General features: G+C 58.0%; 20 protein-coding genes, 4 tRNA genes and 1 riboswitch. Of the genes, 18 read left to right on the forward strand and 6 right to left on the reverse strand.

All coding sequences use genetic code 11. The features are described 5' to 3' along the window. Positions 1–14: 14 nt before the first annotated feature. The gene (locus FQ187_RS23330; RefSeq protein WP_149631278.1) at positions 15–4,880 is read right to left on the reverse strand and encodes a leucine-rich repeat domain-containing protein; all 4,866 of its coding nucleotides are present in this window, start codon (positions 4,878–4,880) and stop codon (positions 15–17) included. A 287-nt stretch (positions 4,881–5,167) separates the two neighbouring features. Here FQ187_RS23330 and FQ187_RS23335 point away from each other — a divergent pair, with 287 nt between their 5' ends. The 7 genes from FQ187_RS23335 to astE all read left to right on the forward strand — a co-directional run bounded on the left by FQ187_RS23335 (position 5,168) and on the right by astE (position 13,008). Further along, the gene (locus tag FQ187_RS23335; RefSeq protein ID WP_149631279.1) at positions 5,168–6,388 is read left to right on the forward strand and encodes an aspartate aminotransferase family protein; all 1,221 of its coding nucleotides are present in this window, start codon (positions 5,168–5,170) and stop codon (positions 6,386–6,388) included. 223 nt (positions 6,389–6,611) lie between these two features. Further along, on the forward strand, positions 6,612–7,631 hold the full coding sequence (gene aruF, locus FQ187_RS23340) for an arginine/ornithine succinyltransferase subunit alpha (protein ID WP_008154316.1): 1,020 nt from the start codon (positions 6,612–6,614) through the stop codon (positions 7,629–7,631). 53 nt (positions 7,632–7,684) lie between these two features. Then, entirely contained in the window at positions 7,685–8,710 is a 1,026-nt protein-coding gene (gene astA, locus FQ187_RS23345; RefSeq protein WP_129437640.1) for an arginine N-succinyltransferase, read from the forward strand. Next, complete coding sequence (astD, locus tag FQ187_RS23350; protein ID WP_178122753.1) at positions 8,707–10,176, forward strand: succinylglutamate-semialdehyde dehydrogenase; 1,470 nt, start codon at positions 8,707–8,709, stop codon at positions 10,174–10,176. The genes astA and astD overlap by 4 nt, the downstream gene beginning before the upstream one ends. A 155-nt stretch (positions 10,177–10,331) precedes the next feature. Next, positions 10,332–11,678, forward strand: a complete 1,347-nt coding sequence (gene astB, locus FQ187_RS23355) for an N-succinylarginine dihydrolase (RefSeq protein WP_149631281.1) — start codon at positions 10,332–10,334, stop codon at positions 11,676–11,678. 19 nt (positions 11,679–11,697) lie between these two features. Further along, positions 11,698–11,985, forward strand: a complete 288-nt coding sequence (locus tag FQ187_RS23360) for a hypothetical protein (RefSeq protein WP_033056735.1) — start codon at positions 11,698–11,700, stop codon at positions 11,983–11,985. Positions 11,986–11,997: 12 nt separating this feature from the next. Continuing rightward, a complete protein-coding gene (astE, locus tag FQ187_RS23365) occupies positions 11,998–13,008 on the forward strand; it encodes a succinylglutamate desuccinylase (RefSeq protein WP_149631282.1) in 1,011 nt (336 codons plus the stop codon). 38 nt (positions 13,009–13,046) lie between these two features. On the opposite strand, the gene FQ187_RS23370 is transcribed toward astE, so the two are convergent. After that, the gene (locus FQ187_RS23370) at positions 13,047–13,556 is read right to left on the reverse strand and encodes a 6,7-dimethyl-8-ribityllumazine synthase (RefSeq protein WP_007943897.1); all 510 of its coding nucleotides are present in this window, start codon (positions 13,554–13,556) and stop codon (positions 13,047–13,049) included. A gap of 102 nt (positions 13,557–13,658) precedes the next feature. After that, a riboswitch (FMN riboswitch) is annotated at positions 13,659–13,828 on the reverse strand. A 196-nt stretch (positions 13,829–14,024) separates the two neighbouring features. On the opposite strand from FQ187_RS23370, the gene ltaE reads away from it, so the two are divergent. The 7 genes from ltaE to FQ187_RS23405 all read left to right on the forward strand — a co-directional run bounded on the left by ltaE (position 14,025) and on the right by FQ187_RS23405 (position 19,993). Beyond that, entirely contained in the window at positions 14,025–15,029 is a 1,005-nt protein-coding gene (ltaE, locus tag FQ187_RS23375; RefSeq protein ID WP_149631283.1) for a low-specificity L-threonine aldolase, read from the forward strand. A gap of 146 nt (positions 15,030–15,175) precedes the next feature. Beyond that, positions 15,176–17,800, forward strand: coding sequence for an alanine--tRNA ligase (alaS, locus tag FQ187_RS23380; RefSeq protein WP_149631284.1), 2,625 nt, complete (start codon positions 15,176–15,178; stop codon positions 17,798–17,800). 90 nt (positions 17,801–17,890) lie between these two features. After that, positions 17,891–19,132, forward strand: a complete 1,242-nt coding sequence (locus FQ187_RS23385; protein ID WP_129437628.1) for an aspartate kinase — start codon at positions 17,891–17,893, stop codon at positions 19,130–19,132. Between the two features lie 187 nt (positions 19,133–19,319). Further along, entirely contained in the window at positions 19,320–19,508 is a 189-nt protein-coding gene (gene csrA / locus FQ187_RS23390) for a carbon storage regulator CsrA (protein WP_002554426.1), read from the forward strand. Between the two features lie 62 nt (positions 19,509–19,570). Next, positions 19,571–19,661, forward strand: a tRNA-Ser gene (locus FQ187_RS23395). 107 nt (positions 19,662–19,768) lie between these two features. Continuing rightward, positions 19,769–19,845, forward strand: a tRNA-Arg gene (locus FQ187_RS23400). Between the two features lie 71 nt (positions 19,846–19,916). After that, positions 19,917–19,993, forward strand: a tRNA-Arg gene (locus FQ187_RS23405). Positions 19,994–20,012: 19 nt separating this feature from the next. Here FQ187_RS23405 and FQ187_RS23410 read toward each other — a convergent pair. Then, complete coding sequence (locus FQ187_RS23410) at positions 20,013–20,534, reverse strand: cell envelope protein SmpA (RefSeq protein WP_149631285.1); 522 nt, start codon at positions 20,532–20,534, stop codon at positions 20,013–20,015. A gap of 319 nt (positions 20,535–20,853) precedes the next feature. Here FQ187_RS23410 and mgtE point away from each other — a divergent pair, with 319 nt between their 5' ends. Then, positions 20,854–22,296, forward strand: coding sequence for a magnesium transporter (mgtE, locus tag FQ187_RS23415; RefSeq protein WP_134417954.1), 1,443 nt, complete (start codon positions 20,854–20,856; stop codon positions 22,294–22,296). Positions 22,297–22,400: 104 nt separating this feature from the next. Here mgtE and FQ187_RS23420 read toward each other — a convergent pair whose 3' ends face one another. Next, positions 22,401–22,727 (reverse strand): Arc family DNA-binding protein, encoded by a 327-nt coding sequence (locus FQ187_RS23420; protein WP_003178899.1) that lies wholly within the window; start codon positions 22,725–22,727, stop codon positions 22,401–22,403. A gap of 110 nt (positions 22,728–22,837) precedes the next feature. Here FQ187_RS23420 and FQ187_RS30020 point away from each other — a divergent pair, with 110 nt between their 5' ends. Further along, positions 22,838–22,993 carry a hypothetical protein gene (locus FQ187_RS30020; protein WP_178122750.1) on the forward strand — a complete coding sequence of 52 codons (156 nt, stop codon included), beginning with the start codon at positions 22,838–22,840 and terminating at the stop codon, positions 22,991–22,993. Between the two features lie 120 nt (positions 22,994–23,113). Then, on the forward strand, positions 23,114–23,686 hold the full coding sequence (phnN, locus tag FQ187_RS23425; RefSeq protein ID WP_149631286.1) for a phosphonate metabolism protein/1,5-bisphosphokinase (PRPP-forming) PhnN: 573 nt from the start codon (positions 23,114–23,116) through the stop codon (positions 23,684–23,686). Here the strand turns inward: phnN and FQ187_RS23430 are convergent. Further along, positions 23,661–23,840 (reverse strand): PA3371 family protein, encoded by a 180-nt coding sequence (locus FQ187_RS23430; RefSeq protein WP_056741414.1) that lies wholly within the window; start codon positions 23,838–23,840, stop codon positions 23,661–23,663. The genes phnN and FQ187_RS23430 overlap by 26 nt on opposite strands. A gap of 22 nt (positions 23,841–23,862) precedes the next feature. Beyond that, positions 23,863–24,096 carry a hypothetical protein gene (locus FQ187_RS23435; RefSeq protein WP_149631287.1) on the reverse strand — a complete coding sequence of 78 codons (234 nt, stop codon included), beginning with the start codon at positions 24,094–24,096 and terminating at the stop codon, positions 23,863–23,865. Between the two features lie 292 nt (positions 24,097–24,388). On the opposite strand from FQ187_RS23435, the gene FQ187_RS23440 reads away from it, so the two are divergent. Further along, positions 24,389–24,465, forward strand: a tRNA-Arg gene (locus FQ187_RS23440). Positions 24,466–24,517 lie beyond the last annotated feature (52 nt).

Here is a 24,517-nt window from a genome sequence, read left to right on the forward strand (position 1 = left end):
TGCTGAAGGCTGATTTACTCCTCTATGTCGGAGCCTTCAGAAGTCGAGATATCCATCTCACCTCGATTGATCACCTCTTCCACGCCAAAGTCCATGCCCGTCCGTTCGAAGTAACCGATCAGCCGTAGCAGGCTCTCTTCGGAAAACCGATTGCCTCTGAAACTGATGTTTTCAGCGATTTCCACCGGCAGTTCCAGTACGTCGCTGGGGACTTCGGTGATGGCGTTGTCACTGAGGTCGGCCCAGTCCAGCTCTGTCATTTGCAGCAGGCCGTGGGGTATTTCGGTGATGCCGGTGTCATTCAGCAGTACGGTCGCGAGCTCCATCATCTGACTCAGGTCAGGCGTTTGCCCCAGGGGGTTGTGGGCCAGATCGAGATATTCGAGCTGTTCCATTCCCGCCAGCGCACTTGCCGATTGCGCTGACAGTCTGACGCGGCATTCAGGGAGGGATAGTGACCGCAGTTGACCCATCTTGAACACCGCATCGGGAATATTGCCCAGATTACAAGCGCGAAGCCTGAGGCTTTTGAGGTTGGGGAAAGACTCCAGAAAATGCCCGGCGCGGGTCACTCCGTCGGCGCTGCGTAACTCCAGCGATGTCACATGACTGAAGTCGGCGCTCAGGGTAGGCAGGTCGCTGTTGATGGAGGATTCGAAAACGAGTTCATAGGTGGGCTCCAGCGCCTCATTGAAATCATCCTGTTCGCTTTCATGCCGCCAGCACTGCTCCAGTGTCTGTTTGAACTGGTCACGGTTCATGTGCTCGACAAGCTGTTGTTGGGCGGTGAACGGTTCGCCCGTCAACGGGTGCTGGGCCGGCAGGTCGGCAGTCCATACCGCCAGGTCGTTGCTCAGTTGTGCCAACTCCGCTTCAAGGTTTGTCAGCTCGATCCGGCCGTCTGCCAGGGTGCCTGACAGTTCATAGACAAACTCGCTCGCCTGTTCGACCTCCAGGTTCGGGTACAGCGCCCTGACTCGGTTGATATCTGCCTCGGGGGCATAGACACCCAAATCGTAGGAGCTGTCGAAGTAGTGATGCTTGATCAGTTGTCGGGCGTTATCCGAAAGCGGATTGTGCGTCAGGTGTATTGCGCGTTTGGTGTACACCGGGCTTTCGAATAATTGCGAAGGCAGCTCACTGATCCTGTTGTGTAGCAGCTTGGCCGTATCAAGTTTGGGGTGGAGAACTACGCTGTCGGGAATGTCGGTCAGGCCGGTACGGCTCAGGTCCAGGTGAACAAGCTCAGGCATAGATTCGACACTCGGCACCGTAGTGAACGGGTTCTGGAACAGATCCAGCATCACCAGCTTGTTCAATGAAGACAGTTTCGCCCAGTTGACTGCATCGAACCTGATTCCGCAATCGCTTAACACCAGCGCATCAAGGTCCGTCATTCGAGGAATGGCCTCGGGGAGGGAGGTCAGGGAAAAGCGTTTTAAATCAAGGCGGCGCAAGCTTTTGAAGCGCTGAAGAAACTCGGGAATACCCTGCACAGCATGACTGCCTTCAAGGGACAGCAATGACACATGGGGGAAATCGGCCGTCAGCGTGGGTAGATCGCCAAGGATCGGCTCGGCAAATCTAAGTACATAGCGCGGCGTGTCGTCCGGGGCATCGAAGTCCCGCTCTGATTGTCGGCGCCAGCTGCGCTGGATTTCCTGGGCCAGCAGTCTGCGATTGTGTTGAACGGCCTGTCGTTCCAATTCGTTCAAGGGGACTCGGGTTTGCGGGTGAGCAGTGGGCGAGTCATTTATCCAGGTGTTCAGGTCCTGATGCAGTCGCGAGAGCTCGCTGGACAGGCGTGAGAGCTCCATGCGAGCGCCGGCGGGATGCGTTTCTAACTGGAGAACAACAGACTGGAGTTCCTCCTCGGAAAGGCTGGGGTAAACCTCGCGAACACGCTCGTTGAGGGATGGCGTCGGGAAGTGACTGCGCCGGTATCCATCCGAGCCGCCAGGCAAGCGCATGGTAGTCGGATCGTAGAACGGTTTTCGATTGGGATTTTTTGCAAACAGCTTGCGTAGTGCCGGTTGGTTCAGTGCATGTTCGGCTATGTGTAGTTTGAGTGCCTGAGCATTTGCGATCGATGGGTTCAACGCATTGCGCTGTGCTTGCGGCAGCACCTGAAAAAGTCCCTGATAAAAATCACCGGGCTCCGATTCGCTGTCTTGATATACCTGGTAAGTACCATCCTCAGCGCGTACCAGTGTTTTCACAATCGGTGCATCGAGCTGGCCAATGCTGTCGCGCACAAGACCGTCATGGGCGTAATCCCTCACTTCAATACGCAGCTCGGCGGGAAAACCGGGCAGCGAATTCAGGCTTTGCAAGGCCAGTCGGTGGGTGTCGGTGTTGTCCAGAATGTCGGAATAAAGGCCTTCACAGGCTCGGGTTGCGCGTACGGCCTCCATGGCTTTTAGTGCTGCCTCCTTGAGTCGTTGGGGCGCGCGACCGTTGTGCAGCTGGCGTAATTCGGTGCCGGTTGCATTGCTCACCAGCTCTTGCGCGACATCGGTCGGCAATTCCGTCACGTCGTCGAGCAATCGCTGAAGGTGCTGATCATCGGTTCTTTCCTGTGCGCGATAGCGTGTCTCGAACAGCGATTTGTCGTGCTTTCGGGCGAGTTCGGCCGTTAGTTTTCTGAAGGCTCGCGTTTGGGTTTCCGGTGCCGGCATTGGCGTGTCGACAGGCCATGAATCGAAGCTGGTCAGCAGTTGGTGTTGCAGGGTCACATCGGCCTTCCGATAGCGCTCGGGTTGGTCGCTGCCGATCTGTTCGATAAAGGTTTCGATGTCCCGGTTGATCCTGAAGCGCTTGATCGTGTCTGTCAGCAGCGAAGGCGGGCGATAATGTTCGACATGCATTTCGCGCACTACGTTGTCGTGATAACCGCTGACCCGCAGGATCTGTTCACGCTCGGCGCTGGTGAACGACTCGACGCTATGGCCGAGGCGGCGCATGACCTTTTCCCGATCCCAGTTCAGCGGTTGCTCCAGTTCTGTGCGCCAGGCGCCGTGGTTGTTATGCAGCAGAGGTGGCTGATAAGCATCAGTTCGGTTCGGATGCTCAATCTGAAACGTGCCTGGCACGCGGTCGGGCTTCACGGCATACAGTTTTCCCTCCAGTGGCAGCAGCGTCTTGCCCTCGTTTTGATAGAGGCCGAGATGATCGGGTTTTGCTCCTTCGGGCAAAATGAGTGCTTGTTCGTAAGGCTTGAGAACCGGCTTCCAGTAGCGGGTTTTTCCTTCGGGCGTTGTGACGGGTTTGAGGGGGTCGACAAGCGCAATAGCTTCACGAGAGAGCAGACGGCTGAGGGTCCGGGCAGCGATGATGCCGCCCACCGCAAATGTTCCCACCTGAACCACCGTTTCGACGAACGTCATCAGATGCCCGAACGCTTCTGTTTTCAGCTCTTCAGCCAGGTCCACTATGCCTTCGAAGGTTTCGTCGAGTAACTGGTAGGCCATGTAGCCCAGCATCAATTCACCGAGAAACGGGACGAAAGGCAGCGCAACGAACGTCGCGATTTCAAGGATTGTCGAGGCCACTTTGCTGAAGGCATTCCACAATGCCCATCGCGCGTTGCTGTCGGCAGTGGCGGTGGAGACGGCGAGCGTGCTTGCATCGTTGACGATCTTGTTCAGCTGTCGCTGAAAGATATGGTTCCACAGGTCCGCTCTGAACGGGATCGCTGAAAACCGCAAATCAGGCTTGTCGATGGGCGTTTCGCGCCAGCTCGGCAGTGGGTCGCCCTGTCGGTGTTGATGCCAGGTCACGCTCTGGAGGCGACGGTTGAGGTCCGCGAAAAAATGTCCTCTTTCCTTGTGGTCGACGAAACGACTGAAGAACGTTTGATAAGCGGGCGAGCGCAGTTTGCGGGTCAGCTCGGTCATGAACGCCAACGTGTTCGGGTATTCCTTGAGAGGATGCTCTGGATCATCGGGAATGTAGGCAATGATCCGTGTTGCCGTGCGTGCGCGCTCCAGGCTCGCCGCAAAAATGACAATGCCGGTCAGCGAGGAGGACATCATTGTCAGGTCGTGACCATACAGTGGCTGCCCATCCAGTCGAGCACCCGAACGCCCTTCCAGAATGCGCAGAATCGAGAGATGGGCATCCGCTGGAATATCCTTTCGGACTTGCGCCATCTGCAGCGCAGATTGGAGTGCTGTTTTGTGCGAGCCGATGACCTTCGATTTCAACACCGCGCCGGCTACCGGGTTGGACAGTCCCAGATTGTCTTTGAGGTAAGCGTTGTACCGGGCGCCGATATCCAGTTCCCGGCATAACCGGGTAAAGGCCGGGATAGTGAGCTTTTGCTTGACCGCCGGCAGCGTATCGAACTGCCCTGTGGGCGAAGGTTTGGTGATGAACGTCGAGGCTGGCTCGTAAGCCCCTGTCGCTGTTTCCGATTCCTGAAAGTTATGCAGGGCGGCGTCGAGCATCGATACGGTCCAGGTGCGCGCGGCGCCAGTCTTGATTCCGAAAAGCGGCACGGTTTTAGGGATGTACAGGCGCAGGAAGGTGGTTTTGACGTCCAGGTCCAGGTCAAACCGGGTTTTCAGGGCGTCGCTCAGCAGCGGTTCGGCAAAGGCTTGTGCGCTTAGCAGCTTCGACAGCATTGAATCCAGACGATTTCGATGGGTCCAGTGCTCCTGACTGATCTTTTTCAGCGACTGGTGCTGCTGCGGTGTTGCGGTGCCATGCCAGTCCGGCGTCATAAGCGTGGCGTTCTTGAGAGCTCGGTGTGTACTGGACGATGCTTCTAATACCCAGACTGGCAGATTGTTGAACAGGTGATGATAGTGATCGTCCGGTTGCGTAGCGGATTCACTGCCTCCAGTAGTGGAAAGGCGATCGTTCTCGTATCGGCTCATGCGCTATTCCCTTAGCGTTTTGAATGAGCCGCCAGCAAAACAGACGATGATCGGTTCCGTGCGGTACATATTTACCGCACCGTTCGACAAGCCTGCCTATAACCTGTGTCGGCGGTTTAAACTGCGCCTTTGCGACCCTATATGTCGCATTGCCGTAAACCCGGGAAAAACCGGGGTTTGCGCTATAAGAAGTTGTCGCTTGGCGGCAAGGCCGGGCTGAAAACTGTCCTTACAATCCCCCCATCGCTCGCCAGTTTCAGGCGAGTGTTCCTCATCAGGAGACTCCGATGTCCGTTGAGCACGCTGCGGTACAACGCGCCGATTTCGACCAGGTAATGGTTCCCAACTACGCGCCTGCCGCATTCATCCCTGTGCGTGGCGCCGGTTCCCGCGTCTGGGACCAGTCTGGCCGCGAGCTGATCGACTTCGCCGGCGGGATTGCCGTTAACGTATTGGGCCATGCGCACCCGGCGCTGGTCGCTGCCTTGACCGAGCAGGCGAACAAGCTGTGGCACGTGTCCAACGTCTTCACCAATGAGCCGGCCTTGCGCCTGGCCCATAAGCTGATCGACGCCACGTTTGCCGAGCGCGCGTTCTTCTGCAACTCCGGCGCCGAAGCCAACGAGGCCGCCTTCAAGCTGGCCCGTCGCGTCGGTTTCGATCGTTTCGGCAGCGAGAAGTACGAAATCATCGCGGCGCTCAACAGCTTCCACGGTCGTACCCTGTTCACCGTGAACGTCGGTGGTCAGTCGAAGTATTCCGATGGCTTCGGTCCGAAGATCACCGGCATCACCCACGTGCCGTACAACGATCTGGCTGCGCTGAAAGCCGCCATTTCCGACAAGACTTGCGCTGTGGTTCTGGAACCGATCCAGGGTGAGAGCGGCGTGATTCCGGCCGAACTCGAATACCTGCAAGGTGCCCGTGAACTGTGCACCGCGCACAATGCGCTGCTGATTTTCGACGAAGTGCAAACCGGTATGGGCCGCAGCGGCAAGCTGTTCGCCTACCAGCAATACGGCGTGATCCCGGACATCCTGACCAGCGCCAAGAGCCTGGGCGGTGGTTTCCCGATCGCCGCGATGCTGACCACCGAAGACCTGGCCAAACACCTGGTCGTCGGCACTCACGGCACCACGTATGGCGGCAACCCGCTGGCGTGCGCGGTCGCTGAAGCCGTGATCGACGTCGTGAATACCCCTGAAGTGCTGGCCGGCGTCAACGCCAAGCACGACAAGTTCAAGGCTCGCCTGGAGCAGATCGGCGAGAAGTACGGCCTGTTCACCCAGGTCCGTGGTATGGGCCTGTTGATCGGTTGCGTGCTGAACGATGCCTGGAAAGGCAAGGCCAAGGACATCTTCAACGCCGCTGAAAAAGAGGGTCTGATGATTCTGCAAGCCGGCCCGGACGTGGTTCGTTTCGCGCCAAGCCTGGTGGTTGAAGACGCCGATATCGATGCCGGTCTGGACCGTTTCGAGCGCGCCGCGGCCAAACTGACTCAAGCCTGATAGGCCCTTCGACGCCTGAGTTTCAGGCGTCGAACCAAATTTTTATGCCGGACCAGATTCAATGTGGGAGCGGGCTTGCTCGCGAAGGCGGACTGACATTCAGCATTGATGTTGAATGTTATGACCCCTTCGCGAGCAAGCCCGCTCCCACACTGGACACTGAGTAGCTTGAATGCTCGCCCGGCTTATTTTCCTCAAAGAATTTTTAGAAAGGAGTGACACCATGCTGGTGATGCGCCCCGCGCAAATGGCTGATCTGGGCGAGGTACAGCGTCTGGCTGCGGACAGCCCGATTGGTGTCACTTCCTTGCCGGATGACGTTGAACGCCTGAGCGACAAGATCGCAGCAAGCGAAGCCTCGTTCGCCGCCGAAGTGAGTTTCAACGGTGAAGAGAGCTATTTCTTCGTCCTCGAAGACACCGCCACCGGCAAACTGGTGGGCTGCTCGGCCATCGTTGCGTCGGCCGGTTATTCCGAGCCGTTCTACAGCTTCCGTAATGAAACCTTCGTGCACGCTTCCCGCGAGCTGAAGATTCATAACAAGATCCACGTGCTCTCCCAGTGCCACGACCTGACCGGCAACAGTTTGCTGACCAGTTTCTACGTGTTGCCGGAGCTGGTGGGTTCGGCCTGGTCGGAACTCAATTCCCGGGGTCGCTTGCTGTTCGTCGCCAGCCACCCGGAGCGCTTCGCCGATTCGGTGGTGACCGAAATCGTCGGTTACAGCGATGAAAACGGTGATTCGCCGTTCTGGGATGCCATCGGTCGTAATTTCTTCGACCTCAACTACGCCGCTGCAGAGCGTCTGTGCGGTCTGAAGAGCCGGACGTTCCTGGCCGAGTTGATGCCGCATTACCCGATCTATGTGCCACTGCTGCCGGACTCCGCTCAAGAGGCGATGGGCCAAGTGCACCCACGGGCGCAGATCACTTTCGACATCCTGATGCGCGAAGGCTTCGAGACCGATCACTACATCGACATTTTCGACGGCGGCCCGACCCTGCACGCCCGTGTCTCGGGGATCCGTTCGATCGCCCAGAGCCGAGTAGTCCCGGTGAAAATCGGCGAGCCGGTCAAAGGCGCCGGTCGTCAGTACCTGGTGGCCAACGCCCAGTTGCAGGATTACCGCGCCGTTTTGCTTGAGCTCGATTACGCGCCGGGCAAACCCGTGACCCTGGATCTTGAAGCAGCCGAAGCCCTGGGCGTCGGCGAAGGTGCCAGCGTGCGCCTGGTGGCGGTTTAACGCCTTACAGAGTGTTTCACGGGTGGCGCAAGCGGCCCGTTTGAGGAGATAGCATGATCGTTCGTCCCGTACGCAGCAGCGATTTACCCGCTCTGATCGACCTGGCCCGCAGCACCGGCACCGGCCTGACCACCTTGCCGGCCAACGAAGAACGTCTGGCCCATCGGGTCGGCTGGGCCGAGAAGACCTTCCGCGGCGAAGCCGGGCGGGGCGATGCGGACTACCTGTTCGTGCTCGAAGATGATGACGGCCGCGTGGTGGGTATTTCCGCCATTGCCGGTGCCGTCGGTCTGCGTGAGCCTTGGTACAACTTCCGGGTTGGCTTGACCGTCAGCGCTTCGCAAGAGTTGAACATCTACCGCGAAATCCCGACGCTGTTCCTGGCCAATGACCTGACCGGTAACTCCGAGCTGTGTTCGTTGTTCCTGCACGCCGACTACCGCACCGGCCTCAACGGCCGCATGCTGGCCAAGGCGCGGATGCTGTTCATCGCCGAGTTCCCGCAGCTGTTCGGCAACAAGATCATCGCCGAGATGCGCGGCATGTCCGACGAAGCCGGGCGTTCGTCGTTCTGGGAAAGTCTGGGGCGTCACTTCTTCAAGATGGAATTCAGCCAGGCTGACTACCTGACCGGCGTGGGCAACAAGGCGTTCATCGCCGAACTGATGCCGAAATTCCCGCTGTACACCTGCTTCCTGTCGGAAGATGCACGCAACGTGATCGGCCAGGTTCATCCGGACACCGAGCCGGCGCTGGCCATGCTTAAAAGCGAAGGCTTCAGCTATCAGGGTTACGTCGACATCTTCGACGCCGGTCCTGCTGTTGAGTGTGAAACCGGCAAGATCCGCGCAGTGCGCGACAGCCAGGCGCTGGTGCTGGCCATCGGCACGCCGGGTGACGACGCCACTCCGTTCCTGATTCATAACCGCAAGCGCGAAGACTGCCGGATCACTGCTGCTCCTGCACGTTTCGCCGCCGGTACGCTGGTGGTCGACCCACTGACCGCCAAACGTCTTCAACTCAACGCCGGCGATCAAGTGCGCGCCGTTCCGTTGTCCGCTGCCAGGGAGTCGAAATAATGAATTCGCTATACATCGCAGGTGAATGGCTGGCCGGCCAGGGTGAAGCCTTTCAGTCGCTGAACCCGGTAACCCAGCAAGTGCTGTGGGCCGGCGAAGGCGCGACCACTGCTCAGGTTGAATCGGCCGTGCAAGCCGCACGCCAGGCATTTCCGAGCTGGGCCCGACGTACCCTGGAAGAGCGCATCACAGTGCTGGAGGCCTTTGCCGCCGCGCTGAAGAACAATGCTGACGAACTGGCTCGCACTATCGGCGAGGAAACCGGCAAACCTTTGTGGGAAGCGGCGACCGAAGTCACCAGCATGGTCAACAAGATTGCGATCTCGGTGCAGAGCTACCGCGAACGTACGGGCGAGAAGAGCGGCCCGTTGGGCGACGCCACCGCCGTGTTGCGCCACAAGCCACACGGTGTGGTCGCGGTGTTCGGACCTTACAACTTCCCTGGTCACCTGCCGAACGGTCACATCGTGCCGGCGCTGCTGGCCGGTAATAGCGTGCTGTTCAAACCCAGCGAGCTGACGCCGAAAGTCGCCGAGCTGACGGTCAAGTGCTGGATCGAAGCCGGTCTGCCGGCCGGCGTGTTGAACCTGCTGCAAGGCGCTCGCGAGACCGGTATCGCCCTGGCGGCGAACCCGGGCATCGATGGCTTGTTCTTCACCGGCTCCAGCCGCACCGGCAATCACCTGCACCAGCAATTCGCCGGTCGTCCGGACAAGATCCTCGCGCTGGAGATGGGCGGTAACAACCCGTTGGTTGTTGATCAGGTCGCAGACCTCGATGCTGCCGTTTACACCATCATCCAGTCGGCGTTCATTTCTGCCGGTCAGCGTTGCACCTGTGCCCGCCGCTTGCTGGTGCCGCAGGGCGCCTGGGGCGACACACTGCTGGCGCGTCTGGTGGAGGTCAGCCGCACGATTGAAGTCGGCGCGTTTGATCAGCAACCGGCACCGTTCATGGGCTCGGTAATTTCTCTCGGCGCTGCGAAAGCACTGATGGATGCGCAGGAACAGCTGCTGGGTAACGGCGCAGTTGCGCTGCTGGGAATGACTCAGCCACAAGCACAAGCTGCCTTGCTGACCCCGGGCATTCTGGACGTAACGGCAGTGGCTGATCGCCCTGACGAAGAGCTGTTCGGCCCGCTGCTGCAAGTGATCCGCTACGCTGATTTTGAGGCGGCGATCGCTGAAGCCAACGACACCGACTATGGCTTGGCGGCCGGTCTGCTGTCGGATTCCGAAGCACGTTATCAGCAGTTCTGGCTGGAAAGCCGTGCGGGCATCGTCAACTGGAACAAACAGCTGACCGGTGCTGCGAGCAGCGCGCCATTCGGCGGTGTCGGCGCTTCGGGCAACCACCGCGCCAGCGCCTACTACGCGGCAGATTACTGCGCGTACCCGGTTGCTTCGCTGGAAACGCCGAGCCTGACTTTGCCAGCCTCGCTAACCCCGGGCGTGCGGATGTCGTAGACCGCTTCGCGAGCAAGCTCGCTCCCACAGGTTTTGTGCAATCCATGTGGGAGCGAGCTGGCTCCGGGCGGCGTTCCGACGATGGCCGCGACTCGGTCGCACTGAACAGTTATTTACTGATGCCTATAACAACAGATTCTCGTGGAGCCTCGCTGATGAAATCCTATGAAGTCAATTTTGACGGTCTAGTGGGGCCGACCCATAACTACGGCGGCCTGTCCTACGGCAACGTCGCGTCCCAGAGCAACAGCCAGCAGTCTTCGAACCCGAAGGAAGCTGCGCTGCAAGGCCTGGCGAAAATGAAGTCGCTGATGGAAATGGGCTTTCAGCAGGGTGTTCTGGCACCACAGGAACGCCCGGACGTGGCAGCCCTGCGTCGTTTGGGTTTCAGCGGCACCGACGCTCAGGTGATTGAGCAAGCCGCCAAAGATGCAATGCCGCTGCTGGTAGCCAGTTGCTCGGCGTCGAGCATGTGGGTGGCCAACGCCGCCACTGTCAGCCCGAGCGCCGACACCGCGGATGGCCGTGTGCATTTCACCGCGGCCAACCTGAACTGCAAATATCACCGCAGCATCGAACACCCGACCACCAGTCGCGTGCTGGGGGCGATGTTCGCTGACCAGAAGCACTTCGCTCACCACGCTGCATTGCCGGCCGTGGCGCAGTTCGGGGACGAGGGCGCAGCCAACCACACCCGCTTCTGCCGTGAATACGGCGAAGCAGGCGTCGAGTTCTTCGTGTTCGGTCGCAGCGCCTTCGACACCCGTTACCCGGCACCGCAGAAATACCCGGCCCGTCAGACCCTCGAAGCCTCCCAGGCGGTTGCCCGCCTGCACGGCTTGAGCGATGACGGCGTGGTCTACGCTCAGCAGAACCCTTCGGTGATCGATCAGGGCGTGTTCCACAACGATGTGATCGCGGTGGGTAATGGCGAGGTGCTGTTCTATCACGAGGACGCGTTCCTCGACACCGAGCAGATGCTCGCTGAATTACAAAGCAAGCTCGCAAAAGTCGGTGGGAAATTTCAGTCGATCTGCGTACCGCGTTCCGCGGTAACCGTGGAAGACGCCGTTCGTTCCTACCTGTTCAATAGCCAGCTGCTGTCGCGTCCTGGCGGCTCGATGCTGTTGATCGTGCCGGAAGAATGCCGTGGCAACGAGCGTGTCTGGCAGTACCTGCAAGGTTTGACCAGCTCCGGCGGCCTGATCCGCGAAGTGAAAGTGTTCGATTTGAAGCAAAGCATGCAGAACGGCGGCGGCCCGGCTTGCCTGCGACTGCGCGTCGCGCTCAACGATACCGAACTGGCGGCCGTCAACCCAGGGGTTATCATGACGGCACCGTTGTACGGCACGCTGACCGAATGGGTCGACAAGCACTACCGCGACCGCATGACCGAAAACGATCTCGCGGACCCGCAATTGCTGCTTGAGTGCCGGACGGCACTGGATGAACTGACGCAAATCCTTAAACTGGGCGCGGTTTATCCATTCCAGATCAATTGAACGTCGAGAGCGTAAAAACATGAGCGATACCCTGCAGCTGATCCTTGAAGACACCGACGGCACGCAACTGGAAACCTCCTGCACCCGCGTCGCGGTCATGTGGCAAGGCAAAGAGCTGTGGATTCAGCAAGACGGCCGCGGCCAATTGCTGATCGGCGTGGACGTCGAAGAAGGTGACGCTGAATACGCAAACCTGCTGCTGCGCCCATTGGCGACTAATCTGGTAAGTCTGCAACTGGAAATGGAGCCGGCTGAAGTCGGTGACGAAGACCACGTGCACGGCCCGGATTGCGCACACGACCACTAAGGAAGCCGCTCTATGCTCGCCCTCGGCAAACTGCTTGAACTGACCCTCGCCGGCCGCGAACCGGCGGAGAAGACTCAACTGACTGTCGAAGGCGTGCGCATGCGCTGGTTGAGCGAAGGTGCGCTGGAAGTCCGGCCACCTGAAGCTCGCGACAACGGCCTGGACTTGCTGCTTTCGGCCGGCATCCATGGCAACGAAACAGCGCCGATCGAGTTGCTTGATCGCCTGTTGCACGACATTGCCCGCGGCGATCTTAAGCCGCGCGCACGTATTCTGTTCTTGTTCGGCAACCCGGAAGCTATTCGCAAAGGTGAGCGTTTCATCGAGCAGGACGTCAATCGGCTGTTCAACGGCCGTCACGAACAAAGCAGCGGCTCCGAAGCCCTGCGCGCGTGTGAACTGGAGCGGCTGGCTGCGAGTTTCTTCAGCCTGCCGGATCGCAACCGCCTGCACTATGACCTTCACACCGCGATTCGTGGCTCGAAAATCGAGCAGTTCGCGCTGTATCCCTGGAAAGAAGGCCGTCAGCATTCACGCCTGGAACTGGCACGCCTGTGCGCTGCCGGCATGGAAGCGGTGCTGCTGCAAAACAAGCCGTCCATCGTTTTCAGCTCCTACACTTACGACAAGCTCGGTGCCGAGTCTTTTACCCTTGAACTGGGCAAGGCGCGGCCATTCGGGCAGAACGATGGGGTCAACGTCGATCTGCTGGAAACCCGCCTCAAACAGATCATCGAAGGCAACGAGCCGGCCCAGACCGAAGAGGCGCTGGACGGCTTGCAGCTGTTTAGCGTGGCGCGGGAAATCATCAAGCACAGCGATAGCTTCCGCTTGAACCTGCCAGCGGACATCGAGAACTTTTCGGAGTTGGAAGTGGGTTACCTGCTGGCCGAAGACATCGCCCAGACCCGGTGGATCATTGAGGAGGAGGGTGCCCGGATCATCTTCCCGAACCCCAAGGTCAAGAACGGCCTGCGCGCCGGCATCCTGATTGTGCCGACTACTGACGAAAACCTCGCCTGACGATCGTTCCCACGCAGAGCGTGGGATCGATCATTCAACTAGACGGCTACTGCCCGTGGCTCGCTGCGACGCAGCGCACGCATCTTGTGCAGCGTATCCGCGCACGTCTTCGCTGCTTCCTGGCCTTTATGCACAAAGTGCTCGAAGAAGAATTTCTGATGTTCTTCGCCAGCATGGAAGTGGTGCGGGGTCAAAACCACCGAGAACACCGGCACTTCGGTTTCCAGCTGAACCTGCATCAAGCCGCTGATGACCGACTGGGCGACAAATTCGTGGCGGTAGATTCCGCCGTCGACCACCAGGCCCGCCGCGACGATGCCGGCATAACGACCGGACTTCGCCAGCAGCTTGGCGTGCAGCGGAATTTCAAAGGCGCCGCCGACTTCGAAGAAATCGATCTCCGATTCCTGATAACCCTGAGCAATCATTTCGGCCACAAAGCCCTTACGGCTCTGATCGACGATTTCCTTGTGCCAGCAGGCCTGGATGAACGCAACGCGCTCGCCCTGATGGTTTTTGCTTTTGCTATCGATTGCAGTGGGTTGCATGTTCTGACTCCTGTTTATGTAAAAAACAGGGCATATGAATCGAATGGGATTTAAGGGTACGCACGCTCGCACGAATGCCTGCGGACGGCCCTTTGGCGCCAATCCCGTTCTCTCTTCATCCGGACTATGACCGTCGGCCCCGGGATCACACCGGGTCTGCTGACCTTGCCAACACACAGCCATTGCCGTGCCTGTCGCCAAGCGCTCGCGGGCTATGCGCATTGCGCGCAATTACCGCCGGTGGGGAGTTGCACCCCGCCCTGAGAACGTTTTGCCGCCAGATTGTTTGGCGGCGAAGCGTTTTTAACACATATTTCTCACCTGTGCATTGCTGCTATCTGATGATTGCTATCGACTTTTTCGTCGATTCAAGAAGCCTTTTCTTACCCAAGGGTTGATTATTCGTCGGCATGACCGCAGTAATTCCTGACTGAAAGGGATTTTCCCCTGCAAACCGAGGCCAGATTCATGAGCGTTATCGATCTTCGCAGCGACACCGTCACCCAACCGACCGCAGGGATGCTCGACGCGATGGCCACAGCAGCCACCGGTGATGACGTTTACGGCGAAGATCCAACGGTCAATCGTCTGGAAGCCGAACTGGCAAAACGGCTGGGTTTTGCCGCGGCGCTGTTTGTGCCGACGGGCACCATGAGCAATCTGCTGGGCTTGATGGCCCACTGCGAACGCGGTGACGAATACATCGTCGGCCAGCAGGCGCACACGTATAAGTACGAAGGGGGCGGTGCGGCGGTGCTGGGTTCGATCCAGCCACAGCCGCTGGAAGTGCAGGCCGACGGCTCGCTGGACCTGGCACATGTCGCCGCCGCGATCAAACCGGATGACTTCCACTTCGCCCGCACTCGTTTGCTGGCGCTGGAAAACACCATGCAGGGCAAGGTTTTGCCGCTGGAGTATCTGGTGCGGGCTCGAAGCTTTACCCGTGAACATGGGTTGCAGCTGCACCTGGACGGCGCGCGGCTGTACAACGCGGCGGTCAAGATGGGTGTCGATGCCCGTGAGATCACCCAGTATTTCGATTCCGTCTCGGTCTGTCTGTCCAAAGGCCTGGGCGCGCCGATCGGTTCGGTGCTGTGCGGCTCGGTCGAGTTGATCGGCAAGGCGCGGCGTCTGCGTAAGATGGTCGGCGGCGGCATGCGCCAGGCCGGGATTCTGGCGGCGGCAGGTTTGTACGCGCTGGATAACCATGTTCAGCGTCTGGCTGACGACCACGCCAATGCGCAGTTGCTGGCCGAAGGCTTGCGAGCGGCGGGTTACGAGGTTGAGCCGGTGCAGACCAACATGGTTTACGTGCAGATGGGCGACAAGGCCGAGGCCATCAAGGCGTTTGCCGCCGAACGCGGGATCAAGCTGAGCGCTGCCGGACGTCTGCGCATGGTCACGCACATGGACGTCAGCCGTGCTCAAATCGAGCAGGTCGTCGCGACATTCGTCGAGTTTTCGCGCAACTGATAGCGTTAGCGGTCCAATTGACCGTTTCTATCGTATAAACACGCTGTACCCCGCGCGCAGGGCCGATATAATGCGGCCCTTTGCCGTCGCTTCGTCTGTTGACGTTTCGCACAGGCCTTTGGCCGCAGCCTCCGTGGAAGAACCTAATGAAAAGCGCAGAAATCCGTGAAGCCTTCCTTCGCTTCTTCGAAGAGCAAGGCCACACCCGTGTAGCCTCCAGCTCTTTGATTCCGGGCAACGACCCAACCCTGCTGTTCACTAACGCGGGGATGAACCAGTTCAAGGACTGCTTCCTGGGCCAGGAAAAACGCGCGTACACCCGCGCGGTCAGCAGCCAGAAATGCGTGCGCGCCGGCGGCAAGCACAACGACCTGGAAAACGTCGGTTATACCGCCCGTCACCACACATTCTTCGAAATGCTGGGTAACTTCAGCTTCGGTGATTACTTCAAGCGCGATGCGATCACCTACGCCTGGAACTTCCTGACGTCCGACAAGTGGCTGAACCTGCCGAAAGAAAAGCTCTGGGTCACCGTCTACGCCAGCGATGACGAGGCCTACGACATCTGGACCAAGGAAATCGGCGTTCCGGCCGAGCGCATGGTTCGTATCGGCGACAACAAAGGCGCGCCGTACGCTTCCGACAACTTCTGGACCATGGGCGATACCGGCCCGTGCGGTCCTTGCACCGAGATTTTCTACGATCACGGCGCCGACATCTGGGGCGGCCCACCGGGCTCGCCGGAAGAAGATGGCGACCGTTACATTGAAATCTGGAACAACGTGTTCATGCAGTTCAATCGCACCGCCGATGGCGTGTTGCACCCGCTGCCAGCGCCGTCGGTCGATACCGGCATGGGCCTGGAGCGGATCAGTGCCGTGCTGCAACACGTTCACTCGAACTATGAAATCGACCTGTTCCAGAGCCTGCTGAGCGCATCGGCCAAGGCCATCGGTTGCACCAACGACGCTCAGGCTTCGCTGAAAGTCGTGGCTGACCACATCCGTTCCTGCGGCTTCCTGATTGCCGACGGCGTGCTGCCGTCCAACGAAGGTCGCGGCTACGTGCTGCGCCGGATCATTCGTCGCGCTTGCCGTCACGGCAACAAACTGGGCGCTAAGGGCAGCTTCTTCTACCAGATCGTTGCGGCACTGGTCGCCGAGATGGGCGAAGCCTTCCCTGAGCTGAAATCCCAGCAAGCGCACATTGAGCGCGTACTGAAAGCTGAAGAAGAGCAGTTCGCCAAGACCCTGGAGCAGGGCCTGAAAATCCTCGAGCAGGATCTGGCCGAGCTCAAAGGCGACGTGGTGCCGGGCGACGTAGTGTTCAAGTTGTACGACACCTACGGTTTCCCGATGGACCTGACCGGCGACATCGCTCGCGAACGCAGCCTGACCATCGACGAAGAAGGCTTCGAGCGCGAAATGGAAGCCCAGCGCGTCCGTGCCCGTTCTGCGAGCTCCTTCGGCATGGACTACAACAGCCTGGTCAAGGTTGATGTGGCCACCGAATTTACCGGCTATGAAGCGACTAAAGGTTCGGCGAAAGTCGTTGGTCTCTATAAAGATGGCCAGTCGGTCGACGTGCTCAGTGAAGGTGAAGAGGGTGTGGTCGTACTGAACCAGACGCCGTTCTACGCTGAATCCGGCGGTCAGATTGGCGACTGCGGTTTCCTTCAGGTCGGCAACGCGCGCTTTGACGTACGCGACACCACCAAAACCGGTGGGGCCTTCTTGCATCACGGCGTGCTGGCGTCGGGCAGCCTGACCATCGGCGCGCCGGTAGAAACTCATGTTGATGCCGAAGTGCGTCACGCGACTTCGCTGAACCACTCGGCGACTCACTTGCTGCACGCGGCATTGCGTCAGGTGTTGGGCGATCACGTTCAGCAGAAAGGCTCGTTGGTCGACAGTCAGCGCCTGCGCTTTGACTTCAGCCACTTCGAAGCCATCAAGCCTGAGCAGTTGAAGGCGCTGGAAGACATCGTCAACGCCGAGATTCGCAAGAACTCCGAAGTTGAAACCGAAGAAACCGATATCGAGACCGCCAAGCAGAAGGGCGCCATGGCGCTGTTCGGCGAGAAGTACGGCGACAATGTGCGCGTACTGAGCATGGGCGGTGATTTCTCCGTCGAGCTGTGCGGTGGTATCCACGCCAACCGGACCGGCGACATCGGCCTGCTGAAGATTATTAGCGAAGGCGGTGTGGCTTCCGGCGTGCGTCGTATCGAAGCGGTCACTGGCGCCGCGGCGCTGGCATACTTGAACGCTGCTGAAGAACAACTCAAGGAAGCGGCCAACCTGGTCAAGGGTAGCCGCGACAACCTGATCGACAAGCTGTCGGCTGTGCTGGAGCGCAACCGTCTGCTGGAGAAGCAACTCGAGCAGTTGCAGGCCAAGGCTGCCAGCGCGGCGGGCGACGATCTGTCGGCTTCTGCTCTGGATGTCAAAGGCGTGAAAGTGTTGGCCGTGCGTCTGGACGGTCAGGACGGCAAGGCGCTGCTGGCGCTGGTCGATCAACTGAAAAACAAACTCGGCCGCGCAGTGATCCTGCTCGGCAGTGTCCATGAGGAAAAGGTCGTTCTGGTTGCAGGCGTAACCAAAGACCTGACTGGCCAACTCAAAGCCGGTGATTTGATGAAGCAAGCCGCTGCGGCAGTGGGCGGGAAGGGCGGTGGTCGTCCAGACATGGCGCAAGGCGGTGGTACTGACGCTGGCGCACTGGATGCGGCATTGGCCCTGACTGTTCCATTTGTAGAGCAGGGTTTATAAGGCAGTGTGTCCGGCCCGCGGTCTAGTGGCGGGCCGGAACGCTGTTTGAGTGATTATTTGGGGCCCTTCATGGGCAGAGGCGGCTTTGAAATGGCTTTGATCGTACAGAAATTTGGAGGCACCTCGGTCGGCACTGTCGAGAGAATCGAGCAGGTCGCCGACAAGGTTAAGAAATTCCGCGAGGCCGGCGATGACCTTGTGGTCGTGCTGTCTGCAATGAGCGGCGAAACCAACCGTCTGATCGATCTGGCCAAGCAAATCAGTGGCGACGGCCAACCGGTTCCTCGTGAGCTGGACGTGATCGTCTCCACCGGTGAGCAGGTGACGATTGCGCTGTTGGCCATGGCGCTGATCAAGCGCGGCGTGCCAGCGGTGTCTTACACAGGCAGTCAGGTGCGGATTCTGACGGACAGTGCGCACAATAAAGCGCGTATCTTGCAGATTGATGAACAGAAGATTCGGGGTGACCTGAAGGCTGGTCGTGTGGTTGTTGTCGCCGGTTTCCAGGGCGTCGACGAGCACGGCAACATCACCACCCTTGGTCGTGGCGGTTCCGACACCACCGGCGTGGCGCTGGCGGCAGCCTTGAAGGCTGACGAATGCCAGATCTACACCGATGTCGACGGCGTCTACACCACCGACCCGCGTGTGGTGTCCGTGGCTCAGCGCCTGGACAAGATTACCTTCGAAGAGATGCTGGAAATGGCCAGCCTCGGTTCCAAGGTATTGCAGATCCGTGCGGTGGAATTCGCCGGCAAGTACAACGTTCCGCTGCGCGTACTGCACAGCTTCAAGGAGGGTCCGGGCACCCTCATTACTATTGATGAAGAGGAAACCATGGAACAGCCGATCATTTCCGGCATCGCTTTCAACCGCGATGAAGCCAAGCTGACCATCCGTGGCGTGCCAGACACCCCGGGCGTTGCGTTCAAGATTCTCGGCCCGATCAGTGCCGCGAACATCGAAGTCGACATGATCGTGCAGAACGTTGCGCACGATAACACCACCGACTTCACCTTCACCGTGCATCGCAATGACTTCCAGGCCGCGCAAACCGTGCTGGAAAACACCGCTCGCGAGATCGGTGCCCGTGAAGTCGTTGGCGATATCAAGATTGCCAAGGTGTCGATCGTCGGTGTCGGCATGCGCTCCCACGCAGGCGTGGCCAGCCGCATGTTCGAATCCCTGGCCAAGGAAAGCATCAACATCCAGATGATCTCGACCTCGGAAATCAAAGTCTCCGTAGTGATCGAAGAGAAGTACCTGGAACTGGCTGTGCGCGCTCTGCACACGGCTTTCGAACTGGACGCACCGGCCCGTCAGGGCGAGTGATGCGTTAACCGAAGGGCGCGGTCTGACCGCGCCCTTTTGTTTTTTTGAATGGTGCGACCCGAGGCTGTTCTTTTGCTCGCGCTAGTCAATACTCAGGCATGTAGGGCTGCGATCGTTCAGGTTGTAGGTCGAGTGCCTTTTTTTTGCAGACTGTTGTCCCTGAAATGAAATGCGTGAGGAGAAAGGTATGCTGATTCTGACTCGTCGGTGCGCAGAAAGCCTGATTATTGGTGATGGCGAAATCACCGTGACCGTGCTCGGCGTTAAAGGAAATCAAGTGCGTATCGGTGTCAACGCCCCGAAAGAGGTTGCTGTCCACCGTGAAGAAATTTACCTGCGTATAAAGAAAGAGAAGGACGAAGAACCAAGCCATTAATTTTTATCGTTTTTTATGTTTGCAAACGGGGAAGAAGCTGGTTAACATACGCCCCGTGTTGCGGAGAGCTGGCCGAGTGGCCGAAGGCGCTCCCCTGCTAAGGGAGTACACCTCAAAAGGGTGTCGGGGGTTCGAATCCCCCGTTCTCCGCCATTATTTGCGTAGTACGTTGTAATCTAGCTTCTTCGGTAAGTGTTTGAAATTACTAGAAAAAGTGCTTTACATAGAGATTAAACGGTCTATAATGCGCGGCAACAAATGCACTCGTAGCTCAGCTGGATAGAGTACTCGGCTACGAACCGAGCGGTCACAGGTTCGAATCCTGTCGAGTGCACCATTTAAGAGTTGTTTGCAGTAATGTGAATGACTTGGCTTCAACCAGTTGTGATCTGGTATAAAAACACAAATGCACTCGTAGCTCAGCTGGATAGAGTACTCGGCTACGAACCGAGCGGTCACAGGTTCGAATCCTGTCGAGTGCACCAAACACCAAAAAGCCCGCGTTTAACGCGGGCTTTTTGCCGTCTGGGATTTGGCTTTACCCTTGGTGCATCCTCTCTCATCGAACTCAACGTGTGCGCTACGACCTCGCTGGGTGTCGTAACGGTAGCTCGTGGCCGAATTGCGAATACTGATCTTGTCTGGCTTGCCAAGGGCGCTCTCGACATCCTGCTCACTCATGCCGGCAACAACCCGCTGATTGATGATCGCTTCGCGGCGTTCTTTAGCGCTGATGAGGTTTCCACATTTGTCCTCGGTCTTGCCGACGACGGTCGGATCTCTCCTTTTGATTTTCATACCTGATGTTTCGCGAATGCCGGCTTCCGGCATGAGAGCGGTCACGCTGCCCGGTGTGAAGGTGCGGACATCCTGAAGCGAAAGGCTGTCTCCGGCCGTACAGCTCAACGTAGTGAAGGTAATGCGCCCGTTGGCCGCCTCGCAGCGGTGAACGGTCGTGGCAAGCGCCCAGGGCGACGACGGGCAGAGCAGGGTGATCAATAAAAAATAATGTGCATTCGATCGCATCAAACGTCCTCCATGACGGTCCATCTGAAGGGTAGTCGTTACATTTTTCGGCTGTGGTGTGTTTTCTTTTCAGGATGAGTCGTCGCAGTTTGATGGATCAGGCAGCGCTCAGGTTTGTGTTGCAAGCGCTTGTTTCAGCCACGATTTTTTAACGTTTAAAACCGTCGGGCGGTGTATCATTGCGCCCGTCAGCCCCGCCGGGGCTTGTGGAATACCTCCATGGACTTACCCAGTAGTTACTTAGTACCCCGTTTTTCCAATCATGAATTGACTGATTGATCCTTCCGGCGTGCCCCGCTGCTGGGAGTGGAGTTCGCCTATGTCTGAAGTTGAAGTAAAGAAAACGCAGGAAAGCTTGCAGGACCGCCTCGCTCAAGTTGTTGAGCTGCTGCAGCGTCAGCGGGTGGTCGAAGACCTGACTCACCGCCAGGAAGGTCCGCATCACGACCGGGTCGAGAACCTGGTTCACCGACAAAACCTCGTCGAGTTGCAACGCAAGCTCGATGATCTGCACTCCGCCGACGTCGCCTACATCCTTGAAGCCTTGCCGCTGGGCGATCGTCTGACGCTCTGGCAATTGGTCAAGGCCGATCGCGACGGCGACATTCTGCTCGAAGTATCCGATTCGGTTCGTGAAACGCTGATCGCCGACATGGATGATCACGAGCTCCTGGCTGCGGCCAAGGACATGGACGCCGACGAACTTGCTGACCTGGCCTCCGAGCTGCCGCGAGACGTCGTCCACGAGCTGATGGAAACCCTCGATGGTCAACAGCGTGAGCGCGTCCGCTCTGCGTTGTCCTATGACGAGGAGCAGGTCGGTGCGCTGATGGACTTCGAGATGGTGACGATCCGTGAGGACGTCAGTCTCGAAGTGGTTTTGCGTTACCTGCGCCGCCTCAAGGAACTGCCGAGCCACACGGACAAATTGTTCGTGGTCGATTATGACGGTGTCCTCAAGGGCGTGTTGCCAATCAAGCGATTGTTGGTAAACGACCCGGAAAAACAGGTTTCTGAAGTCATGGCCAACGACCCGGTGAGTTTTCACCCGGACGAAGACGCCTATGACGCGGCTCAGGCGTTCGAACGTTACGACTTGGTCTCGGCGCCTGTAGTCGACAAGAACGGCAAGCTGATCGGCCGTTTGACCATCGATGAAATGGTCGACCTGATTCGTGAAGAGAGCGAAAACGAAGTTCTCAACATGGCGGGTCTGCGCGAAGAAGAAGATATTTTTGCGTCAGTCTGGAAATCCCTGCGTAACCGTTGGGCCTGGTTGGCCGTGAACCTGATTACCGCGTTCATCGCATCCCGGGTGATCGGTCTTTTCGAAGGCTCCATCGAGAAACTGGTGGCGCTGGCGGCATTGATGCCGATCGTGGCCGGTATCGGTGGCAACTCGGGTAACCAGACGATCACCATGATCGTTCGGGCCATGGCGCTGGATCAGGTCAGCACCGGCAATACTTCGCGCCTGATGCGCAAGGAATTGGCGGTAGGGCTGATCAATGGCCTGGTGTGGGGCGGTGTGATCGGTGTCGTTGCCTATCTGCTGTATGGCAGCTGGTCCCTGGGGGTGGTGATGACCGCTGCCATGACGCTCAACTTGTTGCTGGCGGCATTGGCGGGGGTATTGATTCCCATGACCCTGGCGCGGCTTGGGCGCGATCCTGCGATGGGCGCCAGTGTGATGATCACCGCCATGACGGACAGCGGCGGGTTCTTCATCTTTCTCGGGTTGGCGACGATCTTCCTGCTCTGACTTCTTTACGTTAAAAACCCGCCAATCAATCGGCGGGTTTTTTATGTCCGAATTTCAGGCAAAAAAAAGCCAGCGATTAAGCTGGCTTGAGCTTTCGGATGAAATCAGGAAGCGTCTGCGGCCATTTCGGCATCATGCGCAATCAGCGAAACAAGAGCATTCTGCTGACGGTGGGAGAGTTGGCGGAAGCGTTGCAGCAGTTCGCGTTCGTGCAATGACAGCTCCGGGCTGTCCAGGCGCATGCTCAATTCTTCGCCCAGCGCGCCTTCCTGAATAAGACTCTGTTCAAGGCGCGCGATGATTTCGGAGTTCATGCTGCGATGATGATTGCGAGCCACCTCGGCAATGCGTTCACGCATTCCGTCTGGCAGACGTACGACGAACTTGTCAGCCGTACGGCTGGAATAAATTGCCTGTTTCAATGGGCGCATATATTTAACCGGTTAGTTCAGGGGAGCGGTTCTCGGGATTGGCCGCAGGATGTCTGATAGGACAAGCGGTCTGGCCAAATGTTCAACCTGAATTGATACAGGCTCGCATCATGCCTCAAAGTAGCCAGTTCGTTGGCGTCAATTCCGTGACAAATATTGAACTGGATAAAGGCGTTATGCCAGCACCAATTATCAGAAATGCGGACTGGTTTGAAAAGTTTGCGCTGGTCCGTATTACTGACCGCTTCCTCTTGCCCGACAGATGATGTCCTGGGACGCCTGAAGGCGCATGCTGTGCAGATTCGATCAGTGTTCCTTACTTGTACAGGATAGTGGCAATTGGCCGATTTACTAGGGGGAGGCATGCAGTGGGAGGTGATTTCAGGATGGATGGCAGGCTGATTTACTTGATGGGGCCTTCTGGGTCCGGCAAGGACAGCCTCATCGAAGCCGCTCGAGAGCCGTTGCAGAGGCTCAATTGTGAAGTGGTGCGTCGGGTCATCACGCGTTCGGCCGAATCAGTGGGCGAAGATGCGATTGGCATTTCCCGGGAAGAGTTCGAGCAACACAGAGTCCAGGGCGATTTTGCGCTGTGCTGGAACGCCAATGGCCTGGATTACGGTATTCCGATCGAAATAGATCAATGGCTCAACGACGGTCGGCATGTCTTGGTCAACGGTTCTCGTGGCCATCTGGCTGAAGCGCTGCACCAGTATCCAACGCTGTTGCCTGTTCTTTTGACGGTCAAGGATGAAGTCCTGCGAGAGCGCCTGCTGCGCCGTGGTCGCGAAAGTTTTGCTGAGATTGAAGCGAGGCTGCACCGCAATGGGTTATTCACGGCAGAGGGTTCAAACGGAGACACGCGGATCCATCGACTCGACAATTCAGGCGAACTGTCCACCACAGTTGCCAATTTGCTGGACCTGTTGAGAATTAACGCAGTACCGGATCGAACTTGATCTTGCGCCCGGCTATCAGCGCCAGCACAAACAGCGCACCGAACACGCCGCTGGCGATCAAAGGCAGGGTAAGGACCGTATCCTGGACCACTGACAGATGAAGAATGCCGCTCAGTAAGGCGAGGATGAAAAACCCTGCGGCTGATTTGGACATGCGGTGCTCCTGATGGGGTGATTCAAAATACCAAACGTTCTGAAGACTGCGCCGGCAGCAGAATGCCTTCCTGGCTCACCTCTTGGCTGACAAAGCTGCGCTGATCGCTCATTACCGCCAGTTGAGGTGCTCTTTGCACCTGAAGGTAATGAGGCATGCGTTGAGCAACCGGCTCAACACCGCTCTCGGGGACAAAATGAAAGCCCAAGACAACCGCCAGAGCGATCGCGATCGAGAGTAAAAGGGCGCTGTTCATGAGGCTTGCCTCCGTTGTTCTTCGAGAACAGCTAAAGCAGCCCGCATGCCAAGAGTTTAACTGTAATTAAATCCTTTAAAAACAATGAATTAAGATATTTCACTGAAGTGCCTGCATTGCATTTTGCAATGATGGCATTTTGCGGTGATGCAATTTGCACGGTAAACAAAGCCACGCTTCTGCGGGGCGTCTGCCTACACTTAAAAAGCCAAACGGACGACATGACAAAAGCGGGCCTGCCCGTTAACATGCACGCCGTCCATCGCACCGCGTTTCTTCGTGGTCGATCTGTGTCTCAGTAGCTCAATTGGATAGAGCATCCCCCTCCTAAGGGGAAGGTTGGCAGTTCGAACCTGCCCTGGGACACCACTATAATCAGATAGTTAGAGAAGTTTAGCGATAGGTTGTTCGACCGATCTTT

It is taken from the genome of Pseudomonas sp. ANT_J28 (assembly GCF_008370005.1).
In the GTDB taxonomy this organism is placed as follows: Bacteria; Pseudomonadota; Gammaproteobacteria; order Pseudomonadales; family Pseudomonadaceae; genus Aquipseudomonas; species Aquipseudomonas frigoris.

Excerpts from the sequence above, each read along its gene's own strand:
- FQ187_RS23385 (WP_129437628.1), top strand. The coding sequence starts at position 17,891 with ATGGCTTTGATCGTACAGAAATTTGGAGGCACCTCGGTCGGCACTGTC.
- astE (WP_149631282.1), top strand. The coding sequence starts at position 11,998 with ATGCTCGCCCTCGGCAAACTGCTTGAACTGACCCTCGCCGGCCGCGAA.
- aruF (WP_008154316.1), top strand. The coding sequence starts at position 6,612 with ATGCTGGTGATGCGCCCCGCGCAAATGGCTGATCTGGGCGAGGTACAG.
- phnN (WP_149631286.1), top strand. The coding sequence starts at position 23,114 with ATGGATGGCAGGCTGATTTACTTGATGGGGCCTTCTGGGTCCGGCAAG.
- FQ187_RS23360 (WP_033056735.1), top strand. The coding sequence starts at position 11,698 with ATGAGCGATACCCTGCAGCTGATCCTTGAAGACACCGACGGCACGCAA.
- FQ187_RS23330 (WP_149631278.1), bottom strand. The coding sequence starts at position 4,880 with ATGAGCCGATACGAGAACGATCGCCTTTCCACTACTGGAGGCAGTGAA.
- FQ187_RS23420 (WP_003178899.1), bottom strand. The coding sequence starts at position 22,727 with ATGCGCCCATTGAAACAGGCAATTTATTCCAGCCGTACGGCTGACAAG.
- FQ187_RS23435 (WP_149631287.1), bottom strand. The coding sequence starts at position 24,096 with ATGAACAGCGCCCTTTTACTCTCGATCGCGATCGCTCTGGCGGTTGTC.
- FQ187_RS23410 (WP_149631285.1), bottom strand. The coding sequence starts at position 20,534 with ATGCGATCGAATGCACATTATTTTTTATTGATCACCCTGCTCTGCCCG.
- FQ187_RS30020 (WP_178122750.1), top strand. The coding sequence starts at position 22,838 with ATGCCTCAAAGTAGCCAGTTCGTTGGCGTCAATTCCGTGACAAATATT.
- alaS (WP_149631284.1), top strand. The coding sequence starts at position 15,176 with ATGAAAAGCGCAGAAATCCGTGAAGCCTTCCTTCGCTTCTTCGAAGAG.
- FQ187_RS23430 (WP_056741414.1), bottom strand. The coding sequence starts at position 23,840 with ATGTCCAAATCAGCCGCAGGGTTTTTCATCCTCGCCTTACTGAGCGGC.
- mgtE (WP_134417954.1), top strand. The coding sequence starts at position 20,854 with ATGTCTGAAGTTGAAGTAAAGAAAACGCAGGAAAGCTTGCAGGACCGC.
- ltaE (WP_149631283.1), top strand. The coding sequence starts at position 14,025 with ATGAGCGTTATCGATCTTCGCAGCGACACCGTCACCCAACCGACCGCA.
- csrA (WP_002554426.1), top strand. The coding sequence starts at position 19,320 with ATGCTGATTCTGACTCGTCGGTGCGCAGAAAGCCTGATTATTGGTGAT.
- FQ187_RS23335 (WP_149631279.1), top strand. The coding sequence starts at position 5,168 with ATGTCCGTTGAGCACGCTGCGGTACAACGCGCCGATTTCGACCAGGTA.
- astB (WP_149631281.1), top strand. The coding sequence starts at position 10,332 with ATGAAATCCTATGAAGTCAATTTTGACGGTCTAGTGGGGCCGACCCAT.
- FQ187_RS23370 (WP_007943897.1), bottom strand. The coding sequence starts at position 13,556 with ATGCAACCCACTGCAATCGATAGCAAAAGCAAAAACCATCAGGGCGAG.
- astA (WP_129437640.1), top strand. The coding sequence starts at position 7,685 with ATGATCGTTCGTCCCGTACGCAGCAGCGATTTACCCGCTCTGATCGAC.